Raw genomic sequence first — 17665 nt, forward strand, 5'->3', positions numbered from 1 at the left:
TTTTACCCTCACAAGAACAATGTAAATTTTTAAATATTCTTAAATGGTTAACATTGCCATTCCTAGCCTCTTCAATTGCACTGGAAGAACTCTGTCCAAACAGCCACCTCCTCGAATTGTCGCTGGAGCCGCTCAGTTGGAGATGACTCTGTAGTGCCGACCTTTTATGGTCGATAACGGAAAATCAGGCGCTTACGACCAGTATGTGGTTCGAATAGCGAAAGACGGGTTAATGGCCTTTTTCTTTTAACATTGATAAACTGAACGAGGAGCAAAGTAAAAATTCGGTTACAATTTTTTTGAGAGCAAAATCTGATGGCGAAACAAATTTTAGTGGTGGATGACAATCCAGTTGTCCTAAAACTCGTATCTGAAGTATTGAAAAAAAAAGGTCATTCAGTCAGGACTGCCGAAGATGGGCTCATTGCCATTAACATCCTTGATGGATACCTGCCTGATATCATTTTTGTAGATCTTCTCATTCCCAAGATAAATGGTGAGATGCTTTGCAAATTTATTCGCAGCAAACCTTATTTGGACAACACCTATGTTATAATTTTCTCAGGCATAGTAACTGAAGTAGGCGTTGATCTGCATAGCTTGGGAGCGGATGCCTTTATTGCCAAAGGAAAGAATTCTACCGATCATATTCAGACAGTACTCGAGAAGATTGAAAATAAAACTCTTCGACAATTCGAAACCATGAATTATGGATTTGAAGATGTTTTTCCTCGAGATGCTACGGTTGGTTTACTTAACTATAAAAAACATCTTGAGGTAATCATTGATAACTTATCCGATGGTTTGATTGAGCTCACTCCCGAAGGAATAATTCTTTTTACCAACCCAGCAGCAGAGGCACTACTCTCAATCTCCCAAAAACAACTCCTCGGCAGAAACTTCTGCACCTTTTTTCAAAAAGAATACCACAAATACTCTCTGGAATTGTTAAAGAATGCTCCTCAAGGACACAGACAAATGAACGAATCAAAGCCAATGCCGCTCAAAGAGCGTTTTGTTACTTTAAAGGTGTTCTCAATCAAAGATGGCCCACACACTATCTGCATCGCCCTCATTCATGATGTCACTGAACATAAGCAACTCCATGAGAAACTGAAACTGCTTTCAAAAACGGATCTATTAACTGGCGTGTATAACAGAAGGGCTTTTGACGAGTTTTTCGTAAAAGAGACAAACATTGTTAGACGATACAAAGAGCCATTTTCAATAATTTTGATTGACATCGATAAATTTAAAGACATCAATGACTCGTTAGGTCATAATATCGGTGATGACGTCTTGAGAGAAGCAGTAAAAGTCTTCAATCTGCAAATTCGTCAAGTAGATTTCTTGTTCCGCTGGGGAGGCGATGAGTTTGTCATTTTACTGCCTAAAACAGACATTGAAGGTGCTCAGATTATAGCAGAACGAATCCGATCGGCAATCGAGACTTATAAATTTCCTGTTCCCACAAGCGTTACTGTCAGTCTCGGGGTAAGTTTGTTTCAATTGAACGACGATATACATACTTTGGTCAAACGAGCCGATGACGCAGTATATCAGTCTAAAACCGACGGTCGAAATCGCGTTTCCGTTCTTCTTCCTTAGGCATCCTTCCTTAACCCATGTTTAACAAAAGCTCAATGTTCCCTATCTTTTTTTGCTTAATTTGGTGGATCAAGTCCTCTTATGTCATGTAGATAAATGTTATTCGTGAACATTACACCGTAAGATTCTCTATTTGGTTGGCAGTTCAAAAGTAGAGAAATTCTCTGGCAACCTCCCGCCTAAAGTGAAGACCACGACAGTATCGAGCAATCTCAAATCTTAGATTAGCAAAATGGCAATGTTTAGTTCAAGGCACTGTTGCTCCAATTACCTTCTTTGGTAAGCTATATTTTGCAGTTGCTCCATTTCTTAAAAAATTCCCTTGAAATAGGTCGACTCGCAACATAACAGGAACAGTGTGAATTTCCAGGTTATCTTAAGTGGTTAATATTGCAAATATAAACATCAATTCTAGTGGTCACATGTGTCCCTGTAACTCCACATTAGAATGGAAAAGCTAATGTGAAATGAAATCGTTAAGAGGTCAGAGCTTGCAACCACAAATCTTTTCCCAACTTTTTTTAGTCGGTTGGAATTTGCTATCTATTGGACAAACATGCTAATATTTTCTGATGACCAATTTCAATTTATTAGTATGCCGCCTAGGATCTAAGTGATTTATCAACAACCTTTATCTCGTCGCAGATAGACCTAATCTTATTAATCATTACTGGGGGATGGATTATGGCCATGTTTTGTCACCAATGCCAAGAGACAATGAAGAATGTCGGCTGCTCGATGAAGCAGGGGATGTGCGGAAAAACAGCAGAAGTTGCCAACCTGCAGGATCTATTCATCTGGTGTTTGAAAGGAATTTCGTTCTGGGGACACAAGGCAAAAGAGTTTGATATTTACAACGATAAAGCAGGTTTTTTTATCGATAAGGGACTATTTGCAACAATTACCAACGCCAATTTCGACTCAAGCTTTTTCATAAATTCCATAAAAGAAAGCCTCAAAATTAGAGAGGAGCTGAAAGCTTCGTACATCCAGGCGTTCAAGCAAAAAAATGGTAATGACTTTGCAGAGTCAATACCAGAATGTGCTACGTGGGCTTCCGACAATGAGGACGAAATTATCTCCAAAGCTGAAAGTGGTACTGGTGGTTGGTTGGAGATTGAAAATGAAGATGAGCGTTCTCTGAAGGCAACAATCTTATATGGATTGAAGGGAATGTCTGCCTATGCTGAGCATGCCTATCAAATCAATAAATCATGTAAAGAAATCTTTGAATTCCTCATGGAGGCTCTGGCCGCATTAGTGGATGAAAATAAGTCACAGGATGATCTGTTTGACCTTGTTATAAAAACTGGCCAGTTCGGTGTGAAAACAATGGCACTGCTCGATGAGGCTAATACGAAAGCTTACGGAAATCCTGAAATCACCCAGGTTGATATAGGGGTTGGAAGTAACCCAGGAATTCTGATCACCGGACACGATCTGGTGGATTTAGAAGAATTACTTGAGCAGACAAAAGACCAAGGACTCGATATCTATACCCACAGTGAGATGCTGCCTGCCAATTATTATCCTAAGTTAAAAGAATACCCTCAGCTGCATGGTAACTATGGCAATGCCTGGTGGTTGCAAAAAGAAGATATCGCCAACTTTAATGGTCCCATTTTGTTCACCTCCAACTGCCTGGTTCCGCCGAAAGGAGTAGACTACAAAGATAAAATGTTTACCACCGGAGCTGTCGGTTATGAGGGAGTTACCCATATTACGGATCGGCCTGAAGGGGGACAGAAAGATTTCTCTGCCATTATTGAGATGGCCAAAACATGCCCTCCGCCAAAAGAAATTGAAACAGGGCAGATAATCGGAGGATTTGCTCACAATCAAGTACTTGCTTTGGCAGATAAGGTGATTGAGGCAGTAAAGTCAGGTGCAATAAAACGCTTTGTCGTCATGGGGGGGTGTGATGGTCGTCATAAAACTCGCAGCTATTATACTGATGTGGCCGAGGCGTTACCTGAAGATACAATCATACTGACCGCAGGTTGTGCAAAATTCAAATATAACAAATTGGAGTTTGGTGAGATAGGGGGTATCCCAAGGGTTCTAGATGCTGGTCAATGCAATGACAGCTACTCTCTTGCTGTTATTGCCATGGAACTGCAAAAAGCATTTGAACTCGATGATATTAATGATTTACCACTATCCTTTGATATCGCCTGGTATGAGCAAAAAGCGGTTCTCGTGCTGCTGGCATTGCTATCACTAGGCGTAAAAGGGATACGAGTTGGACCAACACTACCTGGTTTCTTGTCTCCGGGTGTTGCCAATGTACTGATTGAGAAATTTGACCTTAAAGGTATAACAACCCCTGATGAAGATGTTGCGGCTATGATGGCAGGCAATTAATCCGAGTTCACTTCAGTTATATTGGTTTGTAGTAAATTCATTTAACCGAAGGCCTGTTTCTGAGAGGGCCTTCGGTTTATTCTTTTATAGGCAATACTTATGGTTCTCATGATTAGAACGGGTATTATGCCAGCTCCAATAAATGTATGATTAGGAATAATATAATTTACGGGTTTTCTCATGCATTTTCGATTGGGACTCATCCTCCAGATCCGTCCCTCTTGGTGTGCTCCAAGGCTTCGTTTTCGAATCAGAAGGTCCAGATATTTTGCCGAGCAGGGGGGCGATAATGCCAGATATTCTTCTCTTGACTCAGTGCCTGGAGTACGTGTTTTAAATTACATTACGAGTCAATTTCTATCTGGAATCTGATACCACCATTGATGACTTACTGGTAAAAATAGATTGTACTGCATTTCTAATTGTAATACTGTTCAGACCTTAGTATTTTTAAAAGCATCATTCCGAATTGCCGCAATTTTAAGCTAACGAAGCATTGAACATCATACCTTCATGTTGTGCGGAGCCCGAGAATGTATCGTTTGCTGGATTTACACAATTGCAAAAGCGACATAAAAATATCTCCCAAACAACCTTCTGCTGTTTTGGATACGGCCAGTTTTGCTATTTCTGCAATCACCCGTGACGGCAACCTGATTTATTGTAATCGTGCATTTTTGCACGATAATGAATTCGATCCAAGGTGCGCCTTCAACACCTCCATTCAGGAGTCAATGCCAGAATTGTGGCAAAAATTCCAACAGCCCGGATCGTTACATGAAAGTTCTTTTAAGGTAATAAACTTAAGGTCAAGCAATTATGCCAGCCCCTTAGGGCATTTACTTGTTTCCATACGGGATGAATCTTTCGATGAAGATGAGAGGAACATTCATTCGCTTGTTTCAATTGAAAACCACCCTGCTTTTATCGAATCATATGTTGGTTTGTATTTAGCTAGCCCTCAGGCAGATACCATAAAAGTTAATCCGTCTTATGAAAAAATTGCTTTTTTGCCTGAAAGCGATCTGGTCGGTAGAAATCTTGCGGAATTAGTCGATAAAGGCTTTTTCTCAAAAAGCGTTACACTGTCAATTCTCGACGCCCTGAAATGCCAGGGAACCAGCCAACAAACACTCTTTCAAACACTTCTTTGTGGCAAAGATGTCCTGGTTACCGGTAAGCCAATATTTACCGACCAGAATGAACTGGCTTATATTTTAACGTATGTTCAAGATCTTGTCGTGCTGGATACAATAGCGCAGAAATGTCTTGAGCATGAGAAACGTCTCAGTGGCTCTGTTACCAATATCCGGGCATCCCAAAAAGTCGGAAACAAGTCTAAACACACTATAGTGCAAGAAGCATTACCAATATTTCCTGAACTTCAAGTAGTTGCTAAAGACCCTCAAACAATATCTACCCTCCGAAAGGTTATCAAGGCTTCCAAATATGAAGCACCTGTCTTACTCACAGGAGAAACAGGAGTTGGCAAGGACCTGTTGGCAAAATATATCCACTTACTACAGGAGAGGAATAAACCGATGCCTTTTGTTTCGGTCAACTGTTCTGCAATTCCTGGAGACTTATTAGAATCTGAATTATTCGGATATGAAGAAGGTGCGTTCTCAGGAGCTAGAAAAAAAGGACGTGCCGGTCTTTTCCCCTCAGCAGACGGTGGCATTCTTTTTCTCAATGAGATTAGCGAAATTCCCCTGGATTTACAGGCAAAGTTACTGACCGCCCTTGATGAAGGCGTGATACGCCCCTTAGGTAGCAGTAAAACTAAGAAGGTTAAAACAAGAATACTTTGTGCGACTAACAGAAACCTTAGGGAATGTGTTCATGACGGGACGTTTCGCAGTGACCTATACTACCGGATCAAGGTCCTAACTATTAAAATGAGCCCTGTTAGAGAACGACCCGGAGACATCCTGCCGCTTGTCCACCACTTCATGTCTCGTTTGGCTAGCGAACATGGCTTGATCCGATTCCTCTCCCCAGAAGTACAGGAAATACTACTAAAGTATACTTGGCCCGGGAATGTCCGTGAAATACGTAATGTTGTCGAGCAACTCGTGATCTACTCGTCAACCAGCCAGGTCTCTCTAGGTGATCTACCGGAGGACCTGCTTGATAGCTCAGCAGGAAAATTTCAACCACCGTTGCCTGAATTGGAAGATGGAGTATCGCTGAGAGCAGCAGTACAAAAGTATGAAAAGGGTCTTATAACAAAAGCGTTAACCAAATATGGCAGCTCTGGTGCTGCTGCAAAGGTACTTGGGATTGACCCGACTACCCTTGCTCGGAAACTGAAAAAAACAAGCTGATCCTGCAATAATGCAATCTGTTCTGCAAAACTGCAGTGTAGATTATTCGATTCCATCCTCAACACCTTTTAAATCGATACCGTCCAAAACAAACATCACGTTTTTTTTAAGGTAATTAGGTGACACTTGCTCAACATGTTTTTTTAGTTCAATAACTGGCAGGGAACTTGCGTAAGAGAATCTGGAACCGGTTCTCACTGAAATTGTAGTTGCTATCCGAGCTTCGTCGAAAGTGTTGCTGAAGGCGAAGGCTGACGAAAACTTTACAGGGAGGTGATATTTTGGAAGCGCAAGAAGGCTTTGCCCTACCTACAGAAACAATCATTCCAATGTCCACGACACCGACGAAATTCGGTTATGGAGCCACGCAGGAGTTAGGATATGAACTCAATCGATTAGGAATCAGGCAGGTTATACTGGTAAGCGATAAGCAACTCGTTGCGACAGGTTTACTGGTAAAAATCGAAAAGATTCTTGCCGATGCAGGAGTCGATTTCGAGCCATATTATGATGTTGGTGTTGAACCAACCGATCTCAGTTTCCGTGAGGCTATTTCCTTTTTGAGCGGAAAGCGTGTTGACGGGTTCATTGCAGTTGGCGGAGGGTCCGTCATCGACACGGCCAAGGCAATGAATTTATATAGTACCTACCCAGCAGATCTCCTTGAGTATATTAATCCGCCTATCGGTAAGGGAACTCCAGTGCCGGGCCCGTTAAAACCACTTATTGCAGTACCGACAACAGCGGGTACAGGAAGCGAGGCAACCACGGTCATTGTCCTTGATCTCCTGGATATGCACGTGAAAACAGGAATATCACATTTTCACATAAGGCCGACGATGGCCATTATTGATCCCCTTAACACCTTGACTATGCCGCCAATGGTAACAGCCTCTTCAGGCATGGATGTGTTGACCCATGCTATAGAGTCATTTACTGCCGTTCCTTACAATAGCAGGTTCAAACCTGAATCACCTGACAAGAGACCTCCATATATAGGCTCTAACCCCATAGCAGATCTGTGGAGCCGAAAGGCTATTGAACTTGGAGGGAAATATCTGAGAAGGGCGATGATATCTCCTTGTGATCTCGACGCCAGATATCACATGATGGCCGCCTCAACCTTTGCCGGTATTGGTTTCGGGAATGCAGGGGTGCACCTGCCGCATGCACTTGGTTATCCTATAGCCGGAATGGTAAAAGATTACTATCCGCCGGACTATAATGCCTCTGAACCCATGGTACCACATGGTGTCTCTGTTACCATCACAGCACCAGCCTGTTTCAGATTTACCGCACCGGCCCAGCGGGAACGACATATCGAAGCGGCTGCAGCGCTCGGTTACAACATAAATGGAATTCCCTTGAAAGAAGCCGGAGACTGTCTCGCCCAGGCTTTAATAGACATGATGAAAGACATCGGCTTTCCGAACGGACTGAGTGCACTCGGCTATGAGGAAAAAGACATTCCCGGGCTGGTAGAAGGTGGATGGAAGCAACAAAGATTGCTTACTATCTCCCCCCGCAGCTCAAAGCCGGAAGACTTAATGGAAATATTCAGGCAATCACTCAAAAACTGGTAATTAACTACAAGAGGAGGGGTATAATGAAATTGTATCTGTTTGAAGCAGGGATCTTAAAAAGTCAGCGACATTTCTTTACCTTGAACCAGGGAGTTGGAGAAAGCTTTGATGTACCGGTCCCCTTTGTGTTGATCGATCATCCTAAAGGCAAAGTCCTGTTTGATACCGGTAACGCCTTTGAGGTTATTCATGAGAAAGACAACCATTGGGGCGACATAGTCGGAGCCTACGATCCAGTAATGACCGAAGACCAATGGTGTGTCAACGCGATCAAGAAGATAGGGGTTGCTCCGGAGGATATTCGTTATGTGATTTTGTCACATCTCCATCTTGATCATGCCGGAGGCGTAGGTCATTTTCCCAACGCACAGTATATTGTTCAGCGGGATGAATTGCATTTTGCCTATGTCCCTGACCCATACATGAAATTAGCCTATATCCGAAAAGATTTCGATAAAGACGTCGACTGGTATATTTTGGAAGGCTGGGAAACCGATGGTTTTGATCTTTTCGGCGATGGTGCAATCAAGATCTACTTTACACCGGGGCATACACCAGGACATCAATCCCTACTCGTGGATCTTCCTAATAACGGGCCGATGTTTTTTGCTGCCGACTCATGTTATACAGCTGAAAACCTTCAGAATGGTACACTCCCTGGCTTGATGTGGAATGCTGGAGAAACAGTTCGTTCCGTAAACCGCATGCGTCTACTACAGGAGACCAGGGGCGTAAAAGTAGTCACAGGTCATGACCCTGAAGCTTGGAAGGAATTCAAGCAGGCGCCTGCGTTTTATGATTGATCTTAGAGGAGTGTTTTAGGCAATCGTCCCCCGTCATTCCAAAATATCTGGGAATGACGGGAGTACTCGGGTCAAAGAACCAGGAAGATAATGCCATAGAACTGGTGGAGTATAGCAAAGCCAGCAATGAGGAAGCCTACAGATCACAAACCCATACGGAGTTTTGAGTCCAGTGTATTCTTTTCATATTCTTGTGATTATTAATTTGTCATGGCATATAGTCCATATTTAGTCAACTTATACTCAATCTTTCAGGGGGGTATATTAAAGTAGTTTCAAGTGTATTGAGGTCAACTGTCTTTCTCCCCAAATTCATACGTAGTCAAGCGGAACACCATTCAATCCCCATAGTTCAACCCTTCCAGTTGTAATCAGTTCTGCACTTCAGTTCTTCAGGATTATCAATAATTGAAAGATACTCCGATGTCGGTTGGAGTGTCACTGGAATGCAACTATTGATAACCCTATTCTATTAATCGTCCCCGGGTTTGTACCATAACCCGGGATACTTCACTCATATACGCAAAACATCAGCAATCAGTTTACTGAGTTCGAGTTGGTTAAATGGCTTGGCGATATAACCGGCCAAACCCTTGTCAACCATTCTCGCCATGTTAATGTTTCTTGCGTACCCTGATGACATAATCACCTTTGCCTGCGGGTTGATGGTAATGATCCTCTCAAACGCTTCTCGACCATCCATTACCGGCATAACCATGTCTATAATGACAAGGTCAATTTCATCAGCAACGCGACTGTAAATTTCTACGGCTTCTTCTCCGTTTTGTGCAAGGAGTACTTTATATCCAAGGTTCTCCAGCAAGAGTGAAGCTGTAGCCCTGATAATATCTTCATCGTCAACGACCAAGATTGTGCCGGTGCCTTGTACAATGCTTTCATCCTGCCGGGCAACTACAGGAACAGTCTCTTCTGACACTGGGAGAAAAACGTGAAACACCGTTCCTTTGCCAGGCTCGCTGTAAAGGAGAATATTCCCATGATGTTCTTTTACCATACCGTAGACTGCAGCCAGACCCAGGCCAGTTCCTTTCCCTGTTTCCTTAGTGGTAAAAAAAGGTTCAAAAATCCGGGAATGGAGTTCGTGGGGGATCCCTGTGCCGGTATCTTCAATGGAAAGTTTAATATACTTTCCAGGTGTGAAATTGGCGTCGATTTCGCAGTCGTGCTCGTTAAATGTCACATTGACTGTGGAAATATGTAAATCACCTCCTTCTGGCATTGCATCACGTGCATTGACGCAGATATTCAAGATACCGCTCTGAAGTTGTGATGGATCACCAACTACCATGTATTGTTCTGCCTTCAATTTGGTTTGAAGGACTATCCGCTTATCTACACTTCGCTCGAGGATGGCCATTGTATCTCGTACAATAGCATGCAGATCTAACGGGGTGGAAAGCTGTTTTCCCTTCCTGCTGAATGCAAGTAATTTCCCAGTAAGTCCGGAAGCCCGTTCTGTTGCGTTTTTAATTATACCAATATACTTCAGTTCTTTTTCTTTTCCGGCAAGAGCCATCTCCAGCAACTCTGAGGCGCCGAAAATGCCACTCAACAGATTGTTAAAGTCGTGGGCCACTCCACCGGCGAGTTGGCCAATCGATTCCATTTTCTGCGCCTGTTGGAGTTGAGATTCGAGCCTGATCTTCTCCTCTTCTGCAAGTTTTCTCTCTGTTATGTCCCTGAATTCGACGACTCGCACATTACGTCCCTTGTAAGGGATATTCTTTCCCTGAAGGTTGAGAGGATATATGGTGCCATCTTTTCTAACCCCTTCAACCTCATAAGGGTATTCAACAGCCAACTGAATATGTTGCATAACTGTTTCGCGCCAATCAGGAGCTATAAGCCTAAGCCCATCCATACCTATCAGATCCTCAAACGGATATCCGGTTATTTCAGAAAGCCCCTGATTACAATCTAGAATTTCACCTTTATCGTGAATTACAATGCCCCCAAAAGAAGCATTATGGAGTGCTCGGAACCGTTCCTCACTTTCTCGCAGACTCTGTTCAATTTTCCTTCTCTCCGTCACTTCAGAGCTCAACTGAGAGATTTGACTTTGCACAGCTCTTCTCATTTTGTCGAAACTCTCAGCTAGGAGGCCAATTTCGTCAGAACTTTGTATATCGATTGGATTGTCGAGATTACCTCTGGAAATTTCCAAAGCCTTGTCTGTAAGGTCCCCAATCGGACGCATAAGTCTTGCTATAGCCAAAGATAACAAAATGGCTACCAACAGAGTGATGCTGAACATTGTGATAAGAAGAAGCGAACTGAATTTATGGACGTCTTCATACTTTTCATCCAACGGGACCGCATATATAATTATCCAGTTCCATGGCTCGAATACCCTGTAAACATACCACATATTACTGTCACCAGTCTTCACATAGAACTGTCCATCCAGGGCTACCAGGCGAGAGGAGATCTCCTCGTTTCCAGCCATTAAGACATGCCCCGCATGATACGTCGGATGCAGGATAACTGTTGAATTTTCGGCGAGGATAATTGGTTTAAGAGTGAGCTTTGATTGTCGGTAGTAAGCATTCTTCAACTTATCAATTGTTGAGTTCTTAATGTCGTCTTCATAAGCCTCGACCAAACCGGTTTTTTGTAAACGGACATCATTTCTTTTTAAAGTCTCCCAGACCACGTCCACTTTCTCTGCAAAAATTTCATACTGACTCCTGTCTATGATTTTTGTGAGTTGCATTTTGGAGATGAACAGCACACCAACAATAATCAATACAAATGAAATAAGAATAAGCGGGAGAATTTTTAACGTAATGGAGCGTAATTTCATTTCACCCAATGACCTCATCGATTCGGTTCAATGATTGTTGCTCGCTCAAAAAGACTTAAGGGAAATTTGATACCAAGCCTGTTAGCAATGGCCATATTAATATACAATTTACTCTCCTTGTTTCGAGCCACAGGTATACTCGAAGGTACGGCCCCATGAAGTATTTTCAGAGCTGTTTTGCCGGCCCACCACCCTTGTTCTTCAGCTATTTTGACATTGCCAAGTAATGAGTATCGTACCTCACTGTCACCAACTGCACCTGACGGAATTGTGGTTCTCTCAAGTAAAAACTCATCAACCTGATCAGGCTGCCAACCTTGAATGCCAATTGGATTTAGGATGATGAGCATATCAACGGTTTTCTGCAATCGGATGTACTCTTTCTTCCACTCCTCCAGAGTCGATACCAGGCTCCCTTCAACATAATCAATTCCCAACATTTTATTCTGAAATGTCAATGATTTACTGTTTGACATGTCGTCTGCTCCGAGATAGCCGATTCGCTCCCCACCGGCGAAATCTCTCAGAAGGGTTATGGTGTCTCGAAGATGTTCGATCTCAACCATCCCTGTTGAATTTTCCGAGGGTAGATCGTAGACGCTGGCATCATAATTAATGCCGCAGAAGACAATCGGCATGGAAGAACCGAGATAATATGGCTGAATAAGAAACCTAACTGCGTTATCGTCACAGGCGACTAGAACATCCGGCTGCCAGGAGTCGATCAACTGTTTTGCTTCGAGAGCTGCCTGCTTTATCTGCTCGTCTTGATTTTGCAGCTTGGTATTCATTCTGAAGACTTTGAAATCGATATTGCTTCCACTGTCTTCAACCCCGGAATTCCACTGGGTTTTAAGATTTAGTGCCTTCATTAGGCCTTTTTCGATATCATCACTCCACCTGTAACCCTTGTGATAAGAGTTGACGAATAAAACCTTCTGTTTTGCTCCGCTCACCAGATGAGAGCTTTCCAGGATATCCAGTGGAAAGGTGATATCAAGCAATTTGGCAATCCTCATGTTGAGAATACGCTTTGCTTTCCTGTTTTGAACTATCGGTATATCAATGGGAGCAACTCCACCCAGGATATTGAGGGCCTGTTCTGCGGCCCATTGCCCCTGTTCTTCGGGTATAGTGGAGAGCGTAACCATGGCTACAGATTGCATAAATTCATCGTAAGCACCAGTTGGCACTTTGGTCGTGTCCAGTATGAACTGTGCGATAGTATCCATCGGTACATTTTTGGTGTCAAGAGCCCTCAGGGAACCAAGCACAAGCATGTCCACTTCGTGCTGGAGTTCCTGATAATTAACTTTCCACTCAGATAAGTTCTGAACATATCGCACCTGCATTGAAACACCAAGTTGATCCTCGAAATGTTTCTGCTCTTTTCTGTTTGTCAGCGTGTCTCCACGTAACGCCCCTATTCTTTTGCCACGGGCATAGGGAGAGAGGTGATCAATAATTTCCTTGATCAGCTGAACCTCCACCATCCCTGCAGTGTTTTTGTATGGAAGCCCGTATACTGTGGCGTCCCAATTAAGGCCGCAGAAGACAAAGGGTATTTTTGAATTTTGAAAATGCGGCATGAGCAGGTATTTGGCAGCGTTGTCATCAGAGGTTATGACAACGTCGGGATGCCATGTATCAATTATTTCTTTGGCTTTAAGAGCGGCATCTTTTTTCTTTTCTTCAGACTTTGTCAGCCTCGTGTCCATGCTATGTGTCTTCAGAACAATATCACTTCTACCATTCAGTACCGAATCAATACCGGATTTTATACCTGCGGACCACTCTCCCTTGTCAACATGATATGAAGCGATATAGAGAATCTTTTTAGGCTTGGCCGAGGAGGTTGTTTGAAGTGCCAGTAACGAAAAAATGATAGCCATCAAAACTGTTGTCATCCATTTCATATCAGGCCTCCGGCAACTATGTTTCTAATTCTGTTAGTATATGACGTAGATAGGAGGAAATCTAGAAAACTCTCGATATTGGGAAGATTCTCTTTCCGATAGGGCACCCGGTATATCAATGATTGTGGAACAGTTAAGAGGAGTTGAAGTGAATGGCAGGCATCATTAAATCGACTGTTAGGTAACTCTTAGAAGTGGCGACATTTATCATATGTGAATTTCTTGAGTTCAGTAGAATGCAGAAACCCTTTTTTCTTCGGTCAATATCAGAGTTCCTGGGCTTTGCCTTGTATACGATCCATTGCTACAACTTCAACGTTGTTGTCCCAACAACAGTAAAGAAGGAGGAGGCAATGAATCGCTTTAAGACGCTATCACGAACAATTTGCTACTGCCAGTATCAGGTGGTTATAGTGCTAAATACAGGTTCAAGATACTGATTGGTGAAGTGGCAATAGAAACTGAAGGTCAAAGATGGGCAGGACAAATGAAGAGTCCTATGGTATAAGGGTATTCCATATTGGTAATGGAATCATCTGTGCAAACAGAGACTTCACTCTTATTTCCTAACACTAAAAAAATAATAATAGAAGATACAGAAAGATGAATTTTGTAGAAGAACTGAGATGGCGCGGCATGATCCACGATATCACGCCCGGAGCGGAAGAACAGCTCGAAAAGGAAATGACTTCAGCATACCTGGGGATTGACCCAACTGCCGACTCGTTGCATATCGGTCACCTGGTTGGCGTGATGATGCTTAAGCATTTCCAGCTCTCCGGGCATAAACCGTTGGCACTTATCGGAGGTGCAACGGGTATGATCGGCGACCCTTCCGGGAAGTCGGCAGAGCGCAATCTTCTAGATGAAGAAACACTTCGCCATAATCAGGATTGCATCAAGAAACAACTCGCCAAATTTCTTGATTTTGAATCAGACGCAGAAAATGCTGCCGAGCTGGTAAACAATTACGACTGGATGAAGGAGTTCAGTTTTCTGGACTTTATCCGAGACATTGGCAAGCATATTACCGTGAATTACATGATGGCCAAGGACAGTGTAAAAAAACGTCTGGGCGAAGAATCCAAGATGGGCATGTCCTTCACCGAATTTTCCTATCAGCTGGTTCAGGGTACTGATTTCTTACATCTGTACCGTGAGAAGAACTGCAGATTGCAGATGGGAGGATCGGATCAGTGGGGGAACATCGTTACGGGAACAGAACTTATCCGTCGAAAAGAAAGCGGTGAGGCCTATGCTCTTACATGTCCGCTGATAACAAAGGCTGACGGCGGCAAATTCGGCAAAACAGAAAGCGGTAATGTCTGGCTCGATAAGAGACTGACCACACCGTACAAATTCTACCAGTTTTGGCTGAACGTGTCTGATGACGATGCGGAGAAGTACATCAAAATATTTACTCTTCTCGGTCAGGAAGAGGTTGCTGAGCTGGTAAAAGAGCAAGAAGATGCGCCGCACCTTCGACCGTTACAGAAGCGGTTGGCGAAGGAAGTAACCTGCATGGTTCATGACGAAGAAGAGTATAATAAAGCTGTGGAAGCCTCACAGATTCTTTTTGGTAAAGCAACAACCGACAGCCTCGCAAAGCTTGATAAAGAAACATTCCTGGCCGTATTCGAAGGGGTGCCGACCTTTGAAATAGACCGGGCAAAACTCGAAAGCGGGGTGCCGGTCATAGAACTGCTCGCATCTGAAACCGCTGCGTTCCCGTCGAAAGGCGACTTACGCCGAACTATAAAGGGAAATGGACTGAGCCTGAACAAGGCAAAGATGACAGATCAGGACTATGTCGTTACCGTGTCGGACTTGATCAACGAAAACTACTTGCTGGTACAGAAAGGCAAGAAAAACTACTATATCATTGAAGCTGTATAACTTTGGTCTGTTCAATATCGAGGCGTGGCTACATTATTTACCAAATGCATATGTAAGATATTCGGAGGATAAATAATGTAGCCGGAACGCTGAGATTGGGCAGAAGGGTAGTTTCAGGACGGGAACGAGTTAAGCGCCCTGTGGTCGGTTGATCACAGGGCGCTTTGTTTTATGTTTCACTATTCCAGGGTGGGCCTGAACGACGCTCAAATGCTCAATGCCTTGTGATGAAGTGGATAAGAACCAAATTGGCACATTGTTCATGAGAAGTTTGAGCTCAATGAATCATCGGGGTTTTGGAGAGGTTTTCGATTTTGATTTTGAAATGAATGTTCGTTCCCATAAGCTGTTGCGAACGCCATTTCGTTTCGGAGGAATTGAGATTCCTTTTCGTGGTATGCAGGTTACCAAGGATTGTATCGGCTGTGGCGAATGCCTTGAGAAGTGTACCTAAAAGGCGATCTGTCAGGATGGAGATAGATACAGTATCGAGAACTCCAGGTGCGATGTCTGCGGGGACTGTACTACGGTCTGTCCAGCTGAGGCTATAGTAGTAGCGGTTCGCGAGGGAAAACTCTCATAATGCAGAGCGACTAAGCGGGTTTGTCGTACTGATGTGATATGAAACTGGTGGAGTCGATAAAAAAAAAGCCCCGCACAATGGCGGGGCTAAAGCAGTGGCTATATGTCGTTCTTATAACTGAACAACATTCGCTGCAGCAGGACCTTTAGGGCCATCAACCACTTCGAAGCTCACGCGTGCGTTTTCTTCGAGAGATTTGAAGCCGTCTGCATTGATGGCTGTATGGTGAACAAAGACATCATTACCGCCGTCCTGCTCAATAAAACCAAAACCTTTAGCATCGTTAAACCACTTTACTGTTCCTTCTACCATTTTGTACTACTCCTGTTTTGTTCGCCCCATTTTCGGGGCTCTTTGGTGTGCTACCAGACTGAACACTTTTTCAGCCTGATCGGTAATCCCGCATATACATTTTACAGGATCACCATAAATTTGTTTCTATAACATTTACACGGCAATAGGGGAAGCACTCTTACCGCGGTGATTCCTCTTTCTGCTCGAATAGGATTTACGTATACTGCCTGTTGAGTTCCCCAAAGGCTTATTATCTGCTGGCCGTCTCCTGGCTGGTTCAGTTACCTGTGGTAATTCCAAGGTTTCAAGAACCATTTTCATCCCAAGTCTGCGTTCAACATTGGATATGAGTGTCATGTCCTCTCTGTCCGCAAAAGAAATGGCCTGACCATGTTTTTCTGCTCTTCCGGTCCTTCCGGTCCGATGAGTGTATGCTTCAACTGTGTCAGGGACATCAAAATTGATTACATGGGAAATGTTGGATACGTCTATGCCACGAGCTGCAATGTCAGTTGCAACAAGTATGGTAAAGGTTCCGTCACGAAAACCATCCATAGCTCTCTGCCGTTTCTGCTGCGACATGTTGCCCTGTAAGGCTACAGCACTATGACCTGCCGACTCAAGTTGTAACGCCAGACTCCTGGCCTTATGTTTCGTTCGGGTAAAAACCACCGCACTGGTTATAGCTGAATCCGATAACAGTTGTTTCAACAAAACTGTCTTCTTTGCCTTCGGTATTTTATAAAAAGCATGGGATATAGTAGCGGCCGGAGCTGTATGATTTACTTGTACTTTGACCGGATCGTTCAGGATGTTGTCAATCAGGCTACGTATCTCTTTCGGCATGGTGGCAGAAAAAACCAGATTCTGTCGCTTTTGGGGCATTTGCCGAATGATTCTCTTAATATCAGGGAGAAATCCCTGGTCGAACATATGATCGGCTTCATCAAGGACGAGGGTTTCCACGTTTTTCAAGGAAACACCGGGCTCATTAAGTATATCGAGCAACCTGCCCGGGCAGGCAACCACTATATTGGCACCGGCACGCAACTTTTTAAGCTGGGGTTGCTTGCCAACGCCGCCGTAGACGACCGCACTGCTCAAAGAGGTCTTTTGGGCCATGCTCTGGACATTCTGGTGAATCTGTTCTGCCAACTCCCGGGTCGGGGCGATAATCACGGCCTGGATGCCTTTACGCTGCCCGTTCAGCAGCCTCTGCAGTATAGGTAGAACAAATGCAGCCGTTTTTCCGGTGCCGGTTTGGGCAAGACCAACACAATCGCGACCTGCAAGAATTGGCGAGATAGCCTGTTCCTGGATCGGAGTGGGGGTGGTATATCCACATAGTGAAATATTGTCGAGTAACTTCTTAGAAAAATTGAAATTATTGAAACTCATTAACTCTCCGTTGTACTTTGGCTATGGACACTAAAGAGTGCTCCTGTTGCCAAATTAATTAGCGTATAT

Annotated in this window: 12 protein-coding genes; 8 read left to right on the forward strand and 4 right to left on the reverse strand. The window is 43.7% G+C overall.

Features of this window, described 5'->3' with window-relative positions; all coding sequences use genetic code 11:
• The first annotated feature begins 315 nt into the window (after positions 1–315).
• The 5 genes from GA520_RS06705 to GA520_RS06725 all read left to right on the forward strand — a co-directional run bounded on the left by GA520_RS06705 (position 316) and on the right by GA520_RS06725 (position 8685).
• Positions 316–1608, forward strand: coding sequence for a diguanylate cyclase (locus GA520_RS06705; RefSeq protein ID WP_163338971.1), 1293 nt, complete (start codon positions 316–318; stop codon positions 1606–1608).
• A 690-nt stretch (positions 1609–2298) separates the two neighbouring features.
• Positions 2299–3972 (forward strand): hydroxylamine reductase, encoded by a 1674-nt coding sequence (gene hcp, locus GA520_RS06710; protein ID WP_163339156.1) that lies wholly within the window; start codon positions 2299–2301, stop codon positions 3970–3972.
• Between the two features lie 533 nt (positions 3973–4505).
• Positions 4506–6299 (forward strand): sigma-54-dependent Fis family transcriptional regulator, encoded by a 1794-nt coding sequence (locus GA520_RS06715; RefSeq protein WP_163338970.1) that lies wholly within the window; start codon positions 4506–4508, stop codon positions 6297–6299.
• Between the two features lie 281 nt (positions 6300–6580).
• Positions 6581–7882, forward strand: a complete 1302-nt coding sequence (locus GA520_RS06720) for a hydroxyacid-oxoacid transhydrogenase (protein WP_205749316.1) — start codon at positions 6581–6583, stop codon at positions 7880–7882.
• Positions 7883–7905: 23 nt separating this feature from the next.
• A complete protein-coding gene (locus GA520_RS06725) occupies positions 7906–8685 on the forward strand; it encodes an N-acyl homoserine lactonase family protein (protein ID WP_163338969.1) in 780 nt (259 codons plus the stop codon).
• Positions 8686–9199: 514 nt separating this feature from the next.
• Here the strand turns inward: GA520_RS06725 and GA520_RS06730 are convergent.
• Complete coding sequence (locus GA520_RS06730; RefSeq protein WP_163338968.1) at positions 9200–11509, reverse strand: PAS domain-containing sensor histidine kinase; 2310 nt, start codon at positions 11507–11509, stop codon at positions 9200–9202.
• 14 nt (positions 11510–11523) lie between these two features.
• On the reverse strand, positions 11524–13425 hold the full coding sequence (locus GA520_RS06735) for an ABC transporter substrate-binding protein (protein ID WP_163338967.1): 1902 nt from the start codon (positions 13423–13425) through the stop codon (positions 11524–11526).
• 603 nt (positions 13426–14028) lie between these two features.
• Between GA520_RS06735 and tyrS the strand changes: the two genes are divergently transcribed.
• The 3 genes from tyrS (at position 14029) to GA520_RS27110 (ending at position 15904) form a co-directional block, all read left to right on the forward strand.
• The gene (gene tyrS, locus GA520_RS06740; RefSeq protein ID WP_163338966.1) at positions 14029–15321 is read left to right on the forward strand and encodes a tyrosine--tRNA ligase; all 1293 of its coding nucleotides are present in this window, start codon (positions 14029–14031) and stop codon (positions 15319–15321) included.
• Between the two features lie 262 nt (positions 15322–15583).
• Positions 15584–15775 carry a hypothetical protein gene (locus GA520_RS06745; protein ID WP_205749315.1) on the forward strand — a complete coding sequence of 64 codons (192 nt, stop codon included), beginning with the start codon at positions 15584–15586 and terminating at the stop codon, positions 15773–15775.
• A 33-nt stretch (positions 15776–15808) separates the two neighbouring features.
• Entirely contained in the window at positions 15809–15904 is a 96-nt protein-coding gene (locus GA520_RS27110; RefSeq protein WP_370362790.1) for a 4Fe-4S binding protein, read from the forward strand.
• A 111-nt stretch (positions 15905–16015) separates the two neighbouring features.
• Here GA520_RS27110 and GA520_RS06750 read toward each other — a convergent pair whose 3' ends face one another.
• Together GA520_RS06750 and GA520_RS06755 are read right to left on the reverse strand one after the other, a co-directional pair.
• Positions 16016–16216, reverse strand: a complete 201-nt coding sequence (locus tag GA520_RS06750; protein WP_163338965.1) for a cold-shock protein — start codon at positions 16214–16216, stop codon at positions 16016–16018.
• A gap of 135 nt (positions 16217–16351) precedes the next feature.
• Positions 16352–17596, reverse strand: coding sequence for a DEAD/DEAH box helicase (locus GA520_RS06755; RefSeq protein WP_163338964.1), 1245 nt, complete (start codon positions 17594–17596; stop codon positions 16352–16354).
• Positions 17597–17665 lie beyond the last annotated feature (69 nt).

The organism is Desulfopila sp. IMCC35008 (assembly GCF_010646885.2).
Lineage (GTDB): Bacteria > Desulfobacterota > Desulfobulbia > Desulfobulbales > Desulfocapsaceae > Desulfopila.

Bases quoted from the DNA above. Each gene is read 5' to 3' on its own strand.
- GA520_RS06755 (WP_163338964.1), bottom strand. From the start codon at position 17,596: ATGAGTTTCAATAATTTCAATTTTTCTAAGAAGTTACTCGACAATATT.
- GA520_RS06705 (WP_163338971.1), top strand. From the start codon at position 316: ATGGCGAAACAAATTTTAGTGGTGGATGACAATCCAGTTGTCCTAAAA.
- tyrS (WP_163338966.1), top strand. From the start codon at position 14,029: ATGAATTTTGTAGAAGAACTGAGATGGCGCGGCATGATCCACGATATC.
- GA520_RS06750 (WP_163338965.1), bottom strand. From the start codon at position 16,216: ATGGTAGAAGGAACAGTAAAGTGGTTTAACGATGCTAAAGGTTTTGGT.
- hcp (WP_163339156.1), top strand. From the start codon at position 2,299: ATGTTTTGTCACCAATGCCAAGAGACAATGAAGAATGTCGGCTGCTCG.
- GA520_RS06725 (WP_163338969.1), top strand. From the start codon at position 7,906: ATGAAATTGTATCTGTTTGAAGCAGGGATCTTAAAAAGTCAGCGACAT.
- GA520_RS06745 (WP_205749315.1), top strand. From the start codon at position 15,584: ATGAGAAGTTTGAGCTCAATGAATCATCGGGGTTTTGGAGAGGTTTTC.
- GA520_RS06735 (WP_163338967.1), bottom strand. From the start codon at position 13,425: ATGAAATGGATGACAACAGTTTTGATGGCTATCATTTTTTCGTTACTG.
- GA520_RS06715 (WP_163338970.1), top strand. From the start codon at position 4,506: ATGTATCGTTTGCTGGATTTACACAATTGCAAAAGCGACATAAAAATA.
- GA520_RS06730 (WP_163338968.1), bottom strand. From the start codon at position 11,509: ATGAAATTACGCTCCATTACGTTAAAAATTCTCCCGCTTATTCTTATT.